The organism is Pseudomonas flexibilis (genome assembly GCF_000806415.1).
Taxonomy (GTDB): Bacteria; Pseudomonadota; Gammaproteobacteria; order Pseudomonadales; family Pseudomonadaceae; genus Serpens; species Serpens flexibilis.
The window spans coordinates 111,757-126,301 of record NZ_JTAK01000006.1 but is presented as its reverse complement, the minus strand read 5'-3'; the positions used below and the strand labels follow the sequence as shown (position 1 = coordinate 126,301).

Annotated in this window: 13 protein-coding genes; 7 read left to right on the top strand and 6 right to left on the bottom strand. The window is 66.6% G+C overall.

What is annotated here, in order from left to right; all coding sequences use genetic code 11:
- The first annotated feature begins 4 nt into the window (after nt 1-4).
- Both trpB and trpA read left to right on the top strand, forming a co-directional pair.
- Nucleotides 5-1,216 (top strand): tryptophan synthase subunit beta, encoded by a 1,212-nt coding sequence (gene trpB, locus PT85_RS14785; RefSeq protein WP_039562318.1) that lies wholly within the window; start codon nt 5-7, stop codon nt 1,214-1,216.
- A complete protein-coding gene (gene trpA / locus PT85_RS14780) occupies nt 1,213-2,022 on the top strand; it encodes a tryptophan synthase subunit alpha (RefSeq protein WP_039607109.1) in 810 nt (269 codons plus the stop codon). The genes trpB and trpA overlap by 4 nt, the downstream gene beginning before the upstream one ends.
- A 100-nt stretch (nt 2,023-2,122) precedes the next feature.
- Here trpA and PT85_RS14775 read toward each other — a convergent pair whose 3' ends face one another.
- The gene (locus PT85_RS14775) at nt 2,123-4,996 is read right to left on the bottom strand and encodes an autotransporter family protein (protein WP_139182036.1); all 2,874 of its coding nucleotides are present in this window, start codon (nt 4,994-4,996) and stop codon (nt 2,123-2,125) included.
- Nucleotides 4,997-5,197: 201 nt separating this feature from the next.
- Here PT85_RS14775 and PT85_RS14770 point away from each other — a divergent pair, with 201 nt between their 5' ends.
- Nucleotides 5,198-5,542, top strand: coding sequence for a hypothetical protein (locus PT85_RS14770; protein WP_052199836.1), 345 nt, complete (start codon nt 5,198-5,200; stop codon nt 5,540-5,542).
- Here the strand turns inward: PT85_RS14770 and aroE are convergent.
- On the bottom strand, nt 5,515-6,330 hold the full coding sequence (gene aroE, locus PT85_RS14765) for a shikimate dehydrogenase (RefSeq protein ID WP_039607108.1): 816 nt from the start codon (nt 6,328-6,330) through the stop codon (nt 5,515-5,517). The two genes, PT85_RS14770 and aroE, sit on opposite strands and share 28 nt — an antisense overlap.
- A gap of 73 nt (nt 6,331-6,403) precedes the next feature.
- Entirely contained in the window at nt 6,404-7,315 is a 912-nt protein-coding gene (hemF, locus tag PT85_RS14760; RefSeq protein ID WP_039607107.1) for an oxygen-dependent coproporphyrinogen oxidase, read from the bottom strand.
- 112 nt (nt 7,316-7,427) lie between these two features.
- On the opposite strand from hemF, the gene PT85_RS14755 reads away from it, so the two are divergent.
- A complete protein-coding gene (locus tag PT85_RS14755; protein ID WP_027588664.1) occupies nt 7,428-8,405 on the top strand; it encodes an NADPH:quinone reductase in 978 nt (325 codons plus the stop codon).
- A gap of 179 nt (nt 8,406-8,584) precedes the next feature.
- Here the strand turns inward: PT85_RS14755 and PT85_RS14750 are convergent, their stop codons facing one another.
- The 3 genes from PT85_RS14750 to PT85_RS14740 form a co-directional block, all read right to left on the bottom strand.
- Entirely contained in the window at nt 8,585-9,142 is a 558-nt protein-coding gene (locus PT85_RS14750; RefSeq protein ID WP_039607106.1) for an L-threonylcarbamoyladenylate synthase, read from the bottom strand.
- A 70-nt stretch (nt 9,143-9,212) separates the two neighbouring features.
- Nucleotides 9,213-10,316: a DNA-processing protein DprA gene (gene dprA / locus PT85_RS14745; RefSeq protein WP_039607105.1), complete on the bottom strand. Its 1,104-nt coding sequence runs from the start codon at nt 10,314-10,316 to the stop codon at nt 9,213-9,215.
- Between the two features lie 233 nt (nt 10,317-10,549).
- Complete coding sequence (locus PT85_RS14740; RefSeq protein WP_039607104.1) at nt 10,550-11,575, bottom strand: LysM peptidoglycan-binding domain-containing protein; 1,026 nt, start codon at nt 11,573-11,575, stop codon at nt 10,550-10,552.
- A 150-nt stretch (nt 11,576-11,725) separates the two neighbouring features.
- Here PT85_RS14740 and def point away from each other — a divergent pair, with 150 nt between their 5' ends.
- Genes def through rsmB form a run of 3 tightly spaced genes read left to right on the top strand, consistent with a single transcriptional unit; the run spans nt 11,726 to nt 14,525 of the window.
- Entirely contained in the window at nt 11,726-12,232 is a 507-nt protein-coding gene (gene def, locus PT85_RS14735; protein WP_027588660.1) for a peptide deformylase, read from the top strand.
- A 50-nt stretch (nt 12,233-12,282) separates the two neighbouring features.
- Entirely contained in the window at nt 12,283-13,215 is a 933-nt protein-coding gene (fmt, locus tag PT85_RS14730; RefSeq protein WP_039607103.1) for a methionyl-tRNA formyltransferase, read from the top strand.
- Complete coding sequence (gene rsmB, locus PT85_RS14725; protein WP_039607102.1) at nt 13,212-14,525, top strand: 16S rRNA (cytosine(967)-C(5))-methyltransferase RsmB; 1,314 nt, start codon at nt 13,212-13,214, stop codon at nt 14,523-14,525. Before fmt ends, rsmB begins: the two co-directional genes overlap by 4 nt.
- Nucleotides 14,526-14,545 lie beyond the last annotated feature (20 nt).

Sequence of the window (14,545 nt, the reverse complement as noted above, 5' to 3'; positions counted from 1 at the left end):
ACCCATGACCTCATTACGCAACGGACCCGACGCCAAGGGCCTGTTCGGCAGCTTCGGCGGCCAGTACGTCGCCGAAACCCTGATGCCGCTGATCCACGAACTGGCCGCCGAATACGAGAAGGCCAAGCAGGATCCGGCGTTCCTCAAGGAACTGGCCTACTTCCAGCGCGACTACATCGGCCGCCCGAGCCCGCTGTACTTCGCCGAACGCCTCACCGAGTTCTGCGGCGGCGCGAAGATCTACCTCAAGCGCGAGGAGCTGAACCACACCGGCGCGCACAAGATCAACAACTGCATCGGCCAGATCCTGCTGGCCAGGCGCATGGGCAAGCAGCGCATCATCGCCGAGACCGGCGCCGGCATGCACGGCGTGGCCACCGCCACCGTGGCCGCACGCTTCGGCATGCAGTGCGTGGTGTACATGGGCACCACCGACATCGACCGGCAGCAGGCCAACGTGTTCCGCATGAAGCTGCTGGGCGCCGAGGTGATTCCGGTCACCGCCGGCACCGGCACCCTCAAGGACGCCATGAACGAGGCGCTGCGCGACTGGGTGACCAACGTGCACGACACCTTCTACCTGATCGGCACCGCCGCCGGCCCGCACCCGTACCCGGCCATGGTGCGCGACTTCCAGTCCGTCATCGGCAAGGAGACCCGCCAGCAGATGCAGGAACAGGAGGGCCGCCTGCCCGACAGCTTGATCGCCTGCATCGGCGGCGGCTCCAACGCCATCGGCCTGTTCCACCCGTTCCTGGATGACGCCTCGGTGCAGATCGTCGGTGTGGAAGCCGCCGGCCACGGCATCGACACCGGCAAGCACGCCAGCAGCATGAACGGCGGCACCCCGGGCGTGCTGCACGGCAACCGCACCTTCCTGCTGCAGGACGACGACGGGCAGATCATCGATGCCCACTCGATTTCCGCCGGCCTCGACTACCCGGGCGTCGGCCCCGAGCACGCCTGGCTGCACGACATCGGCCGCGTCGAGTACGTGCCGATCACCGACGACGAGGCGCTGGCCGCCTTCCACCAGTGCTGCCGCCTGGAAGGCATCATCCCGGCGCTGGAGTCGTCCCACGCCCTGGCGGAGATGTTCAAGCGCGCGCCGCAGCTGCCCAAGGACCACCTCATGGTGGTCAACCTGTCCGGCCGCGGCGACAAGGACATGCAGACCGTGATGCACCACCTGAAGCTTGAGGAGACCCGCGCATGAGCCGCCTGCAGACCCGCTTCGCCGAACTGAAACAGCAGAATCGCGCCGCGCTGGTGACCTTCCTGACCGCCGGCGACCCGGACTACGCCACCGCCCTGCACATCCTCAAGGGTCTGCCGGACGCCGGCGCCGACGTGATCGAGCTGGGCATGCCGTTCACCGACCCGATGGCCGACGGCCCGGCGATCCAGCTGGCCAATATCCGCGCCCTGGGCAATGGCCAGAACCTGGCGAAAACCCTGCAGATGGTCCGCGAGTTCCGCGAGGACAACCAGACCACGCCGATCGTGCTGATGGGCTACTTCAACCCGATCCACCATTACGGCGTGCCGCGCTTCATCGAGGACGCCAAGGCCGCCGGCGTGGACGGTCTGATCGTGGTCGACCTGCCTCCGGAGCACAACGCCGACCTGTGCGACCCGGCCCAGGCCGCCGGCCTCGACTTCATCCGCCTGACCACGCCGACCACCGACGATGCACGCCTGCCGGTGGTGCTCAACGGCAGCTCCGGCTTCGTGTACTACGTGTCGGTGGCCGGGGTGACCGGCGCCGGCTCGGCGAGCATGCAACAGGTCGACGAAGCCGTCGCCCGCCTGCGTCGCCACACCGACCTGCCACTGTGCATCGGCTTCGGCATCCGCACCGCCGAACACGCCGCCGACGTGGCCCGTCGCGCCGACGGCGTGGTGGTCGGCTCGGCGCTGGTCGACCGCATAGCCAAGGCCGACACACCGAAGCAGGCCATCCATGACGTGCTGGCGCTGTGCAGCGAGCTGGCGGCCGGGGTGCGCGGAGCGCGCGGCTGACCGCCGGTTTCAGCGCAACGAAAAAGCCGCTGCGTCCGGGAGGACGCAGCGGCTTTTTCATGCCTGCCCTGCGCCGAAGCACAGGGTAGGTAAGGGTTCATCAGAAGTCGTAACGCAGCTTGGCCGAGAAGGTATCCGAGCTGTAATCCGACTTACCGAAGTAGTCGTAGCTCACACCCAGGGTTAGTGCGCCCAGACGGTAGTCGGCACCCAGGCCGGCCTCGTAGCTGTTGCGCTCCGGCTTGGCGCCGGTGGTGACGAACGGCGTGCCACCCAGTACGAAGCTGGACGTGCTTTGAGCCTGGTCGGCGATCAGGTCGTGGTAAGCCATCAGCTTGATGCGCGGCGAGATGCTGCCTCGCTCCAGGTCGATGCGGCCAACCAGCTGCACGCCCGCGCCCAGCTCGCCCACTTCGTAGCGCTGCTTTTGGGTGTTCAGCGCAGCGGAGGAGCCAGTTTCCTCGATCTCGTCGATCTCTACGTTGCTGTAGCGTGCAGTGACCTGCGGCTCGACCACTACGGTGCCCTGCAGCGGGTACGTGTAGCCCGCGGTCAGGTTCACGCCTAGCAGGGTGCTGTCATAGTCGGCCTTGGCCAGGGTACTGGCGATACGACGTTCGCCTTCGTTGGCGTTCTGACCGTAGGTCAGGCTGCCATCCACGAAGAAGCCGTTCTGGACGAAGCCGCTGTACAGGGTGAAGTTGTGGCCCTGCACCTCGGTCTTGTTGCCGCCTTCGGCATCCACATCGGTGTCCAGGAAGCTGTAGGCCAGCCCCAGGGTGAGCTGATCGTTCAGCTTGCCATCCAGACCAACGGCGATGCCGGTGGTGCTGGCATCGAAGCCGGCCACGCCGTCGCGCAGGTCCTGGGTGGCGTCGCTGTTCAGCGCCTGTACCCAGACACCGGTTTGCCCGAAGGCGCCGCCGGAGGACATGCCGCGCGCGCCGCCGGTACGGCCGGAGGCGACGTTACTGACCATCGACTGGCCGGAAACGGCGGCCTGGCTGGCGGCGCCGCTGACTTCGGGGGCCAGTTGGCGGATGACCTGCTGCTGCTGTTCCAGGGTTCCGCCAGTAAGGATCTGGGCGACGGGGTCGTTCGCCGGCAGGTTCGCATCACCCAGGACGGCGATAAACGACTCGGCCGCCTTGGCGGCGTTGACCGCACTCTGATCGGCCTTGTCGCCCGGCTGGGTGATGATGTCCTGGATCTCGGCTTGGCCTTTTCCGGTCACGGTGGCGACCAGGCTGTTGCCCTCGGCCTTGAAGGTATCAACCTTGAGCAGGGTGGAACTGCTGGTCACCGTCACGCCGTTGTTGGCCAGAGTACCCGCTTCAACCAGGGTGTACTGGCTGCCTTCGGCCTTGAAGTCACTACCCTTGGCGGCCAGCTTGATCTGCGAGCCTGCTCCAAACTCGGCGCTGCCGGTCACCGCCAGCAACGGCTTGTCCTTTTGGGTGGTGGTGCTCAAGGTCATGCCCAGAGAGGAATCGCCAGCTACCTTAAGGCTGCCATCAAGTTCGGTATGTGCCTGGCCCAGTTCCAGATGGCCGGGGTAGCTGACAACACCTATTTCATCACGCACACCGACCGCCAGCACGCCCCCTTGGGCCAGCTTGATACGGGCCACGTCGGTCTTGCCTTCACGCTTAAACGTCGCGTTACCGAATACATCAATATTGCTCAGGCCGAGCAAATCACCGCTGATGGTGCCTTGCTCCCAGAGTAGTTTGACCGGCATCGGGCTGTACCACGCATTGGCCGCGCCGCTTTCCACCTCGATGGCTGCGCGCTGCGAAACGATAGCCCCCTTATTCCAGATCTCGACCTGATGAAGTGCGGTGGCCTCCACCTGCTCGCCAATATGAATGGCGGCATGTTCGCCCTGAATCAGGCCACTGTTGACGATATGGGCTTCCTCACCGGTGTCGCCAAATGCGGTGTAGCTGATATCGAGACCCACACTGCCTTTTCCAGTCGCAACAATGCGGCCCTTTTCACCGTTGCGGATCTGCAGAAGCTCAACCTCATCAAGGGTGACCGCAGCAGCGATTTCCCGGTAGGTCTCATCCTCTTCAATAGAGTCAACGGAGTCGCCCTGAACCTCGATGCTGCCGTCGTTGATCAGCTTGCCTTCCAGCGTCATCCAGTCGAGGCTCAAACCGGTGGCATTGGTGCTTTCGGCGCGGATGGTGCCGGAGTTGCGAACATCACCGGCCAGCGAGGAGTCTTCGATCACCAGCGCGGTGACCCCTACCGCGTGGCGCCAGGAGCCGGACGCATCGGAGCCTTCATCAAGATAGGTTTCACCCTTGACCGAAATGCTGCCTTCATTGATGACGTCGCCGCCGATTTCGTGTTCGGAGATCAGCATACCAATGGCCAGTTGGCCCTCGGCAGTGATGGAGGCCTTATTGCGGATGGTGCCACCGACTGCGGACGTGTAACCCACAACGCTTCCCCACAAGGTGTTTCCAAACTGGTCCGTGGCATAGATTTCATCACCCTCAGCGACCACACCGGAGACACCCCAGGTATCCACATCCATTACGGTGACAGTTTCAAATTTCTGCGTGTCTGGGTTCCAAACCTGGTATGTGTCCTCATATTCCTCACTGACTGTATCGCCCTTGACGCTGATTGCGCCCTCGATGGTCAGGTCGCCGCCAACCTTAGAGTCCCACAATTCGATCCCGGCGATACCGTTACCCCGCACGTCGATGTTGGTGTCGAAGTTCAGATTCTGGCTGAACACCGTATCGCGAGCTGTTACCACGCCACTTAGCTCTCGATCCCAATCGATAGAGAATTCGCCCTGGTGGCCACCCTTCACTGCATAGTCAAGGGCCCAGTAATTGTTATTGCTTATATTTAGATAGGGCTTCAGTTGCTCAATAGTCTGAGCCTGCGCCGACAGCGCGGAGCCAGTGATGGCCAACGTCAGAAGGGTCTTGCGGAAGGTAGAGGGAGTCACGACTAGTTCCTTAATTGCGTAACTAAACGACCATCCATGCGCCAGCCGGCGACTCGTAGGGATGGAGCCCGCCTGAATGATATCAATTTGACTTCACCGGTAAAGGCTGGGTGGGGGCGGCGCTGACACCGGCCATCCCGCCGGTCGCACCTCCCGGACGGTGTCAGGTCTGTTGAGCTGACACTCACGGGAGGATCCATCATGTCCTGGTTCGGCAACCACTCATCATCGACCCAGACCGACGTCGAAGCAGAGCTGACGCGCCTGCGGCGCGCCCTCGAGGAACTGAGCCGTGAACACCTGCGCGGCCAGCATGGCTTGTCCGGCTTGCGCAGCCGGGCCGAAGCGCTGTGGCAGGATCGCGACTGGCACGCCAGAGATCTGCTGGACAGTACCCGGGCGGCCGGGCGCGCGGCGCAGGACTGCGCGCGCCAGCATCCGCTGGCCGGCGTGGCGCTGCTGCTGGGGATCGGCGCGGCGATCGGCTGCTATGCCTATTGCCGGCGCCACCCGGAGCACTACAGCAACTGGCGACGCAACATCTGAAGGACCGGCTCCGCCTGGGGGCGCACACCGCGCCACAGGAAGAACGCTTCCGCCGCCTGCTCGACCAGCATGCCCAAGCCGTCGCGGGTCATCGCGCCGTGGTCTGCGGCCCACTGGTTGAAGGCGGTTGGTCGGGCGCCGTACATCATGTCGTAGCACAGGGTATGGCCGGGACGGATCAGGTGCGGATCGATCGGCGGCACGTCGCCGGCCAAGCTGGCCGAGGTGCCGTTGACGATCAGGTCGAACGGCTCGCCCGCGTAATCGAACCCACAGGCGCGCAGCGGGCCGAGGTCGGCGAAGGCCTCGGCCAGGGCTTCGGCCTTGGCCGGCGTGCGGTTGGCGATCAGCAGTTCCGCCGGCCGCTCGGCAAGGAAGGGTTCGAGGATGCCCCGCACCGCGCCGCCGGCGCCGAGAATCAGGATGCGCTGGCCGCGCAGGGCAACACCGGCGTTGTGGGTCAGGTCGCGCACCAGGCCGGCGCCATCGGTGTTGTCGCCGAGCAGACGGCCATCGTCGAGCTTCTTCAGGGTGTTCACCGCGCCGGCGCGCTGCGCGCGCGCGGTCAGGGTGTCGGCCAGGCGAAACGCCTCTTCCTTGAACGGCACGGTGACGTTGCCGCCCAGGCCGTTGCGGAAGAACGCGCGGGCGAAACCGGCGAAATCATCCAGTGGCGCCAGCAGTGCCTCGTAGGTCAGCGCCTGGCCGGTCTGTTCGGCGAACAGGCGGTGGATCAGCGGGGATTTGCTGTGGGCAATGGGGTTGCCGAAGACGCCGTAGCGGTCCATGAAAGGCTCCAGACTGCAAACATGAAAAAGGCCGACGGTGGCCACGGCACGCCGTGACCACCCTACGCTGCGACTAGGACGCCAGCCAGTCGCGGGCGGTCAGAAAGTGCTCGGTCAGCCGCGCCTCTTCGCTGCCCGGCTCGGGGTGCCAGTCGTAGCCCCAGCGCACCTTGGGCGGCAGCGACATGAGGATCGACTCGGTGCGTCCGCCCGACTGCAGGCCGAACAGGGTTCCACGGTCGAACACCAGGTTGAACTCCACGTAGCGGCCGCGCCGGTATTCCTGGAAGGCTTTCTGGGCTTCGGTGAACGGCGTGGCCTTGCGGCGCTGCACGATCGGCAGGTAGGCCTCCAGATAGGCGTCACCGATGGCGCGCAGGAAGGCGAAGCTGGTGTCGAAGTCCCAGTCGTTCAGGTCGTCGAAGAACAGCCCGCCGATGCCGCGCGGCTCGTTGCGATGCTTGAGGAAGAAGTAGCGGTCGCACCATGCCTTGAAGCGCGGGTAGACATCCGCGCCGAACGGCGCGCAGGCGTCGCGGGCCACGCGGTGCCAGTGCACGCAGTCTTCCTCGTGGGCGTAGTAAGGCGTCAGGTCGAAGCCGCCGCCGAACCACCACACCGGCTCGGCGCCTTCCTTCTCGGCGCAGAACAGTCGCACGTTGGCGTGGGAGGTGGGCACGTGCGGGTTATCCGGGTGGATGACCAGCGACACGCCCATGGCCTGAAAGCCGCGCCCGGCCAGTTCCGGCCGGTGGGCGCTGGCGGACGGCGGCAGGTTGTCGCCGAACACGTGGGAGAAGTTCACGCCGCCCTTTTCGATCAGCGCGCCGTCACCGATCACCCGCGTGCGGCCACCGCCGCCAGCCGGGCGCTGCCAGGCGTCCTCGACGAAGCGCGCGTGGCCGTCCTCGGCCTCCAGCGCGGCACAGATACGGTCCTGCAGGTCGAGCAGGTAGGCTTTGACGGCATCGAGCGGGACACTCATGAACCCAGCACCTTGGCGAAGTTGGTAAACAGGCGCGAAAGCATACCATCCGCGCGGTTGACGCCGGTGTCGGGGAGGGTTTCGATAGGCGCTTTTCCTGTGGAGATCCAGAATGGCCAAGCGTATCCAGTTCAGCGCCCACGGCGGCCCCGAGGTGCTCGAATACCGCGACTACACGCCCGCCGCGCCCGGCCCCCATGAAGTGCGGGTGCGCAACCGCGCCATCGGTCTGAACTTTATCGACACCTATTTCCGCAGCGGGCTGTACGCGCCGCCGGCGCTGCCGTCCAGCCTGGGCACCGAGGGTGCCGGCGAGGTGGAGGCGCTGGGCAGCGCGGTGACCGGCTTCAAGGTCGGCGACCGGGTCGCCTACGCCACCGGCCCGCTGGGCGCCTACAGCGAGCTGCATGTGCTGCCGGCCGACAAGCTGGTCAAACTGCCGGAGGCCATCTCCTTCGAGCAAGCCGCCGCGGTGATGCTCAAGGGGCTGACCGTGCAATACCTGCTGCGCCAGACCCACGAACTGCAGCCGGGCGAGTTCTGCCTGTTCCACGCCGCCGCCGGTGGCGTGGGTTCGCTGGCCTGCCAGTGGGCCAGGGCCATCGGCGCCAAGCTGATCGGTGTGGTCGGTTCGGCGGAAAAGGCCGAGCGCGCCAAGGCACTAGGCGCCTGGGCGACCATCGACCGCAGCCGCGAGGACATCCGTCAGCGCGTGCTGGAGCTGACCGGCGGCGCCAAGTGCCCGGTGGTCTACGACTCGGTGGGCAAGTCCACCTGGGAAATCTCCCTGGACTGTGTGGCGCCGCGCGGCCTGCTGGTCAGCTTCGGCAATGCCTCCGGTGCGGTGAGCGGCGTCAACCTGGGCGTGCTGGCGCAGAAGGGATCGCTGTACGTCACCCGTCCGACCCTGGCCGGCTACGCCAACACTCCGGACCGCTTGCAGGCGATGGCCGACGAGCTGTTCGGCATGATCACCCGCGGCCAGATCCAGGTGGAAATCAGCCAGCGCTATGCGCTGGCTGATGCCGCCGAGGCGCAGCGGGCGCTGGCGGCGGGGGAGACGGTGGGGTCGACCATCCTGCTGCCGTAGTCGTTGGCGAAGGGGGGGAAGCCGTTGGCATCCATCGCGGCTGAAGCTGCTCCCAGAGGTTCCGTGCAACCGTAGGGTGGACAACGTTTTCCTTGTCCACCAACGCGCCGGACCGGCGCGCCTCGGCGACCAGAACAGCGCTGACCGCTACGGAACGTGCGCGGCGGGAGGCGTACCGCTCAGGACGGGCGGATCACCTTGCCGGTGGCCAGATCGCGGATCAGGCTTGGATTGCGCCGACCGCCCAGCTCGCCACCCAGCAGGCCATCCAGCTGGTTGTGGAAGTACTGTTCGACGCGCAGGCGGCTGCGCGCCGAAGGACGCCCGGCCGGATTGGCGGAAGTGGAGACCAGCGGGCCGGTGTGGGCGCACAGGGCCCGCACCAGCGGATGGTCGCTGACCCGCAGCGCCACGGTGGCATGCCGCCCGGTGATCCAGGCGGGCAGGCGGTTCTGATGGGGCACCAGCCAAGTGTTCGGACCCGGCCAGGAATCGGCCAGGCGCAGCAGCCATTCGCCGGGCAGGTCGTTGAGCAGGAAATCGAACTGGATGGCGCGGGCGGCCACCAGGATCAGCCCCTTGTGCATGGGTCGAGACTTGAGGGCCAGCAGACGACGCACCGCCGCCTCGTTCCAGGGATCGCACCCCAAGCCCCAGACCGCTTCGGTCGGATACGCGATCACCCCGCCACCCTTCACCACGCCCGCCACCTGGCGGATGCGCCAACTGCTGTTCATGCCACTCGCTCTACCGAAAAAAACGGGCGCGCAGTGTACCGCAAGCGCCCGTCCGCGTTGCGCTGCGCCGCTATTTGGCCAGCCCGCTCCAGATGCCCGCCTGACAGGCCACCCGGCCTTCGATCTCCAGCTCGGTCAGCTCGGCCAGCACCCGCGCCATCGGCCAGCCACTGGCCACCGCCAGCGCTTCGCTGCTGTGCGGGGCGGCCCACAGCAGGGCGAGCAGCGGATGCTGCTTCTGTTCGGCCGACTGCGCGCCAGACGGAGCGACCGGCGCAAGTCGCTGCCAGCCGCGCAGTTGCTGGAGGATGTCATCGACGCTTTCCACCAGGCTGGCGCCGTCGCGGATCAACTGATGGCAGCCGCGCGCGCCCGGATGGTGAATCGAACCCGGCACGGCGAACACCTCACGCCCCTGATCCGCAGCCAGTCGCGCAGTGATCAGCGAACCACTGGAAGGACTCGCCTCGATCACCAGCACACCCAGCGACAGCCCACTGATGATGCGATTGCGGCGGGGAAAATTGGCCGGCAGCGGTGGCGCATCCAGCGGCTGTTCGGAAACCAGCGCGCCGCCCTCGGCGCGCATGCGTTCGGCGAGACGCCGATGTCGGGCGGGGTAGAGGCGCAGCAGCCCGGAGCCGAGCACGCCGATGGTTCCGCCGCCCGCCTGCAGCGCGCCCTCGTGGGCGGCACCGTCGATGCCCAGCGCCAGCCCGCTGGTGACCACGAAACCGCCACCGGCCAGTTCCCGGGCGAAACGGCCGGCACATTCCAGCCCCGGCCGCGAGGCGTTCCGGCTACCGACGATGGCCAGCTGCGGACGCTCCAGCAGCCCCGGATCACCGGCGAGGAACAGCAGCGGCGGGGCGTCATCCAGCTCGGCGAGCAGCGCCGGATAGCCGGGGTGGTCCCAGCACAGCAGGTGCTGGTCGGGCTGCTGCAGCCAGGTCAGAGCGTCCTGCGCAGACTGGCGCACCAGCGCGCTGCGACGCGCTTCCGCGCACACCGCCGGCAGCCCCAGTGCGCGCCAGGCGGAGGCCGGCGCGCTAAGGGCGGCACTGGCGGTTTCGAAGGCCTGCAACAGGCGCCGGAAACGACGCGGGCCCAGTTCCGGCAAGGCGTGCAGACGCAGACGCGCTTCCAGTTCGGCAGGCGAAGTCAGGTGGTTCATGCGATCGTCCCTGATCGGCTCGGAAAGGCTGCAAGGATAGCCGCGGGTAACGGCCGACGCCCTGTGCACACCGTTTCGGCGGCCAAGCACTGCGTTATCCGTCCTACACGGCGGGGCACCGGTGATCGTAAGGTGGTCAACGCTCCGCGTTGGCCCCCACGGCGGCCACGAAAGGGCACAAAAAAGCCGCTCTGCCAGGGGGCGAGAGCGGCTGGGTGATCCCTGGAGCCGGGTCAGGGATTGCGAATTTTGTCGAGCACCGCCATCTGCCGGGTGGCCTGCAGGATCAGACCGTAGCTGAGCTTGTCGTAGGCGCGGAACACCATCAGCAGGCCGGCGCGCTCATCGGGAATCTTGACCTGCTCGCCGGTGAGGCGGTCGCGCACCGTTTCGCCGGTCTTGTAGACGGCCAGCACGTTGCCCTCGCTCAGGCCGTCGCGACGGCCCTTGTTGAGGGTGACCACGTCGTATTGGCCGATCTGCGTCACGCCGCGCGGCACGTCGAGGATCAGCCCGTCGATGGTCTGCAATGGCTCGCTGGGCACGAAGGAGGAGGTGAGGGTGCGTTCCTCGGTGGAAAACAGCCGGTCGGCGATGCGGATTTCCTGGGTGGAGCGGGTCAGACGCAGGGTGGTGATGTCGCCTTCCTCGCCGATGCGCTGGCCGGTGCCGATGTCGTCGGCATTGATGCCCAGCACTTCCCGGGTGACCGGATCGACGTAGGTGCGGCCCTGGCGATAGATGCCGTACACCGGCTCGCCATTGGGGAAGCGTCCGCGGGCGTAGACGCGATCGTCCTTGCCACTGATCACGCGTTCGGCGTTGCCGGCGACGATGTAGGGTGCGCGCTCGAAATCCTCCGCGCTGTCGACGATGCGGTTGGCCAGCAGGAAGCTGTTGATCGCTTCCAGCGGAATCGGCGCGATCGCCTCGATCAACGGGGTACTGCGCACCTGCGGGGACAGCTTGACCGTACCGCGCGAGGTGCCGCGCTCCAGGGTCAGGCGCGGCTGACCATCCACATACACCAGGCTGAGCACATCGCCCGGATAGATGAGGTGGGGGTTCTCCACCTGCGGATTCACGTGCCAGATCTGCGGCCATTTCCAGGGTCGGTCGAGAAACCGCGCGGAGATATCCCACAGGGTATCGCCCTTGACGACCGTGTAGCGCTCCGGATGTCCGTCGCGCAGCTCAACCTGGGCCTGGGCCAGGCCGCCACCGGCCAGCAGCAGCAGGGCGAGTAGTGTTTTCCTCATGGGCTGAATCCCTTTATGATGTGGCTCCGCGCAAAACTGCCCGACCTCGCTTCAAACCCTTGAAAACCTTGGTTTGCAGGCACTTTTGCACCGCTGCCGGATCTTAGCAGTGGGCCTTTTTCCAATTGCATACCTGTTTCACAAACGCTTATGGCCATTCTCAACATCCTCGAATTCCCCGATCCGCGGCTGCGCACCCTCGCCAAGCCGGTGGAGGTGGTCGATGACAGCATTCGTCAGCTGGTCGACGACATGTTCGAGACCATGTATGCCGCTCCCGGCATCGGCCTGGCGGCAACCCAGGTGAACGTACACAAGCGCGTGGTGGTCATGGATTTGTCCGAGGACAAGTCCGAGCCCCGGGTCTTCATCAACCCGGAGTTCGAGCCGCTGACTGACGAGATGGACCAGTACCAGGAAGGCTGTCTGTCGGTGCCCGGCTTCTATGAGAACGTCGATCGCCCGCAGAAGGTGAAGATCAAGGCGCTGGACCGCGACGGCCAGCCCTACGAGCTGATCGCCGAAGGCCTCCTGGCGGTGTGCATCCAGCACGAGTGCGACCACCTCAACGGCAAGCTCTTCGTCGATTACCTGTCGCAGCTCAAGCGCGACCGCATCAAGAAGAAGCTGGAAAAACAACACCGCCAGCAGGCGTGATCCGAACCCAAAGGCTTGCTTCGGCAAGCCTTTTTCGTCAGTGAGCTCCCATGCGTATCGTCTTCGCCGGCACCCCCGAATTCGCCGCCCAGCACCTGCGGGCCCTGCTTGAGGCAGGCCGCCAGGTGGTGGCCGTCTACACCCAGCCCGATCGCCCGGCCGGCCGCGGCCAGAAGCTGATGCCCAGCCCGGTCAAGCAACTGGCGATGACCCACAACATCCAGGTTTATCAGCCGCAGACGCTGCGTGATCCGGCCGCCCAGGCGGAACTGGCCGCCCTGCAACCCGACCTGATGGTGGTGGTCGCCTATGGGCTGATCCTGCCGCAGGCCGTGCTGGATACTCCGCGCCTGGGCTGCATCAACAGCCACGCTTCGCTGCTGCCGCGCTGGCGTGGTGCGGCGCCGATCCAGCGCGCGGTGGAAGCCGGTGATGCCGAATCGGGCGTGACGGTGATGCAGATGGAAGCCGGCCTGGATACCGGGCCGATGCTGCTCAAGGTGACCACGCCGATCAGCGCAGAGGATACCGGCGGCACGCTGCATGACCGCCTGGCCGAACTGGGCGCGCGCGCCATCGTCGAGGCCGTCGACGGCCTGGAGGCCGGTACGCTCAAGGGACAAGCACAGGACGATGCGCTGGCCTGCTATGCCCACAAGCTCAGCAAGGACGAGGCGCGTCTGGACTGGAGCCGTCCGGCCGTCGACCTGGAGCGGCAGATCCGCGCGCTGCATCCGTGGCCGATCTGCCACAGCGGCCTGTCCGGCGAAGCGGTGAAGGTGCATGCGGCACAGCTCGCTGACGGCAGCGGCGCGCCGGGCACGATTCTCGACGCCGGCAAGGACGGCCTGCGCGTGGCCTGCGGCCAGGGTGCGCTGCTGCTCACCCGCCTGCAGTTGCCGGGCGGCAAGCCGCTGGCTTTCAGCGACCTGTACAACAGCCGCCGCGAGCAGTTCGCCGCCGGCCTGGTGTTCGGCGCATGAACCCGCGCCTGGCGGCCGCCCAGGCCCTGGCGGCCGTCCTGCAGGGCCGCGCCTCGCTGGGCAGCAGCCTGCCGCCGCTGCTCGAGCGCGTCGAAGCCCGCGACCGCGGACTGGTGCAGGAACTGGCCTTCGGCACCGCCCGCTGGCAACCGCGCCTGGCGCTGTTGGCCGAGAAGCTGCTGCAGAAGCCGTTCAAGGCCGCCGATCGCGATGTCGAGGCCCTGCTGCTGGTCGGCCTCTACCAACTCTTCCACACCCGCGTCCCGGCGCATGCCGCCATCGGCGAAACGGTTGGCTGCACGGACAAGCTGAAGAAGCCCTGGGCCAAGGGCCTGCTGAATGCCGTGCTGCGCCGCGCGCAGCGCGAAGGCGAGGTGCTGTTCACCGAACTGGAGCGCGATCCGGTCAGCCGCACCGCTCATCCGCGCTGGTTGCAGAAGCGCCTGAAGGCCGACTGGCCTGAGCACTGGGAAGCCATCTGCGCGGCCAACAACCTGCACCCGCCGCTGATCCTGCGCGTCAATCGGCGCCACGGCAGCCGCGACGCCTATCTGGACGAATTGCGCGCCGCCGGCCTTTCAGCCGAACCCTGCGCGTTCAGCGCCGACGGCATCCGCCTGCTGCAGCCCTGCGACGTCACCGGCCTGCCGGGCTTCGCCGAGGGGCGGGTCAGCGTGCAGGACGAGGCCGCGCAGCTGGCCGCCGGCCTGCTGGAACTGGCGCTCGGCCAGCGCGTGCTGGACGCCTGCGCCGCACCGGGCGGCAAGACCTGCCACCTGCTGGAGCGCGAGCCGGGCCTGGGCGAGGTGATCGCGCTGGATGCCGAGCCGCTGCGCCTGACCCGAGTGCGTGAAAACCTGGATCGCCTGCGCCTGCAGGCCACGCTGGTCGCCGCCGATGGCCGCGACACCGCCGCCTGGTGGGACGGCACGCCGTTCCAGCGCATCCTGCTGGATGCCCCCTGTTCGGCCACCGGGGTGATCCGCCGCCATCCGGACATCAAGCTCACCCGCCAGCCCGAGGACATCAGTGCCCTGGCCACTTTGCAGAGCGAACTGCTGGATGCCCTGTGGCCGACCCTCGAGGTCGGCGGCATTCTGCTCTACGCCACCTGCTCGGTGCTGCCCGAGGAAAACAGCGCTAACATCGACGCCTTCCTGGCGCGCACGCCGGGCGCGCGCGAACTGGATATTCCGGGCAACTTCGGCATCAAACCGGCCCACGGACGCCAGCTGCTGCCGCAGCCGGACGGCCACGATGGTTTCTACTACGCCAAGCTGATGAAGATTGCCGCCGGCCCGCGCGGCTAGTGGCTGAGCTCTCAGTGGCC

What these genes read in the sequence shown, in the direction of transcription:
- trpB (WP_039562318.1), top strand. Translation starts at nt 5, where the DNA reads ATGACCTCATTACGCAACGGACCCGACGCCAAGGGCCTGTTCGGCAGC.
- trpA (WP_039607109.1), top strand. Translation starts at nt 1,213, where the DNA reads ATGAGCCGCCTGCAGACCCGCTTCGCCGAACTGAAACAGCAGAATCGC.
- PT85_RS14770 (WP_052199836.1), top strand. Translation starts at nt 5,198, where the DNA reads ATGTCCTGGTTCGGCAACCACTCATCATCGACCCAGACCGACGTCGAA.
- aroE (WP_039607108.1), bottom strand. Translation starts at nt 6,330, where the DNA reads ATGGACCGCTACGGCGTCTTCGGCAACCCCATTGCCCACAGCAAATCC.
- hemF (WP_039607107.1), bottom strand. Translation starts at nt 7,315, where the DNA reads ATGAGTGTCCCGCTCGATGCCGTCAAAGCCTACCTGCTCGACCTGCAG.
- PT85_RS14755 (WP_027588664.1), top strand. Translation starts at nt 7,428, where the DNA reads ATGGCCAAGCGTATCCAGTTCAGCGCCCACGGCGGCCCCGAGGTGCTC.
- PT85_RS14750 (WP_039607106.1), bottom strand. Translation starts at nt 9,142, where the DNA reads ATGAACAGCAGTTGGCGCATCCGCCAGGTGGCGGGCGTGGTGAAGGGT.
- dprA (WP_039607105.1), bottom strand. Translation starts at nt 10,316, where the DNA reads ATGAACCACCTGACTTCGCCTGCCGAACTGGAAGCGCGTCTGCGTCTG.
- PT85_RS14740 (WP_039607104.1), bottom strand. Translation starts at nt 11,575, where the DNA reads ATGAGGAAAACACTACTCGCCCTGCTGCTGCTGGCCGGTGGCGGCCTG.
- def (WP_027588660.1), top strand. Translation starts at nt 11,726, where the DNA reads ATGGCCATTCTCAACATCCTCGAATTCCCCGATCCGCGGCTGCGCACC.
- fmt (WP_039607103.1), top strand. Translation starts at nt 12,283, where the DNA reads ATGCGTATCGTCTTCGCCGGCACCCCCGAATTCGCCGCCCAGCACCTG.
- rsmB (WP_039607102.1), top strand. Translation starts at nt 13,212, where the DNA reads ATGAACCCGCGCCTGGCGGCCGCCCAGGCCCTGGCGGCCGTCCTGCAG.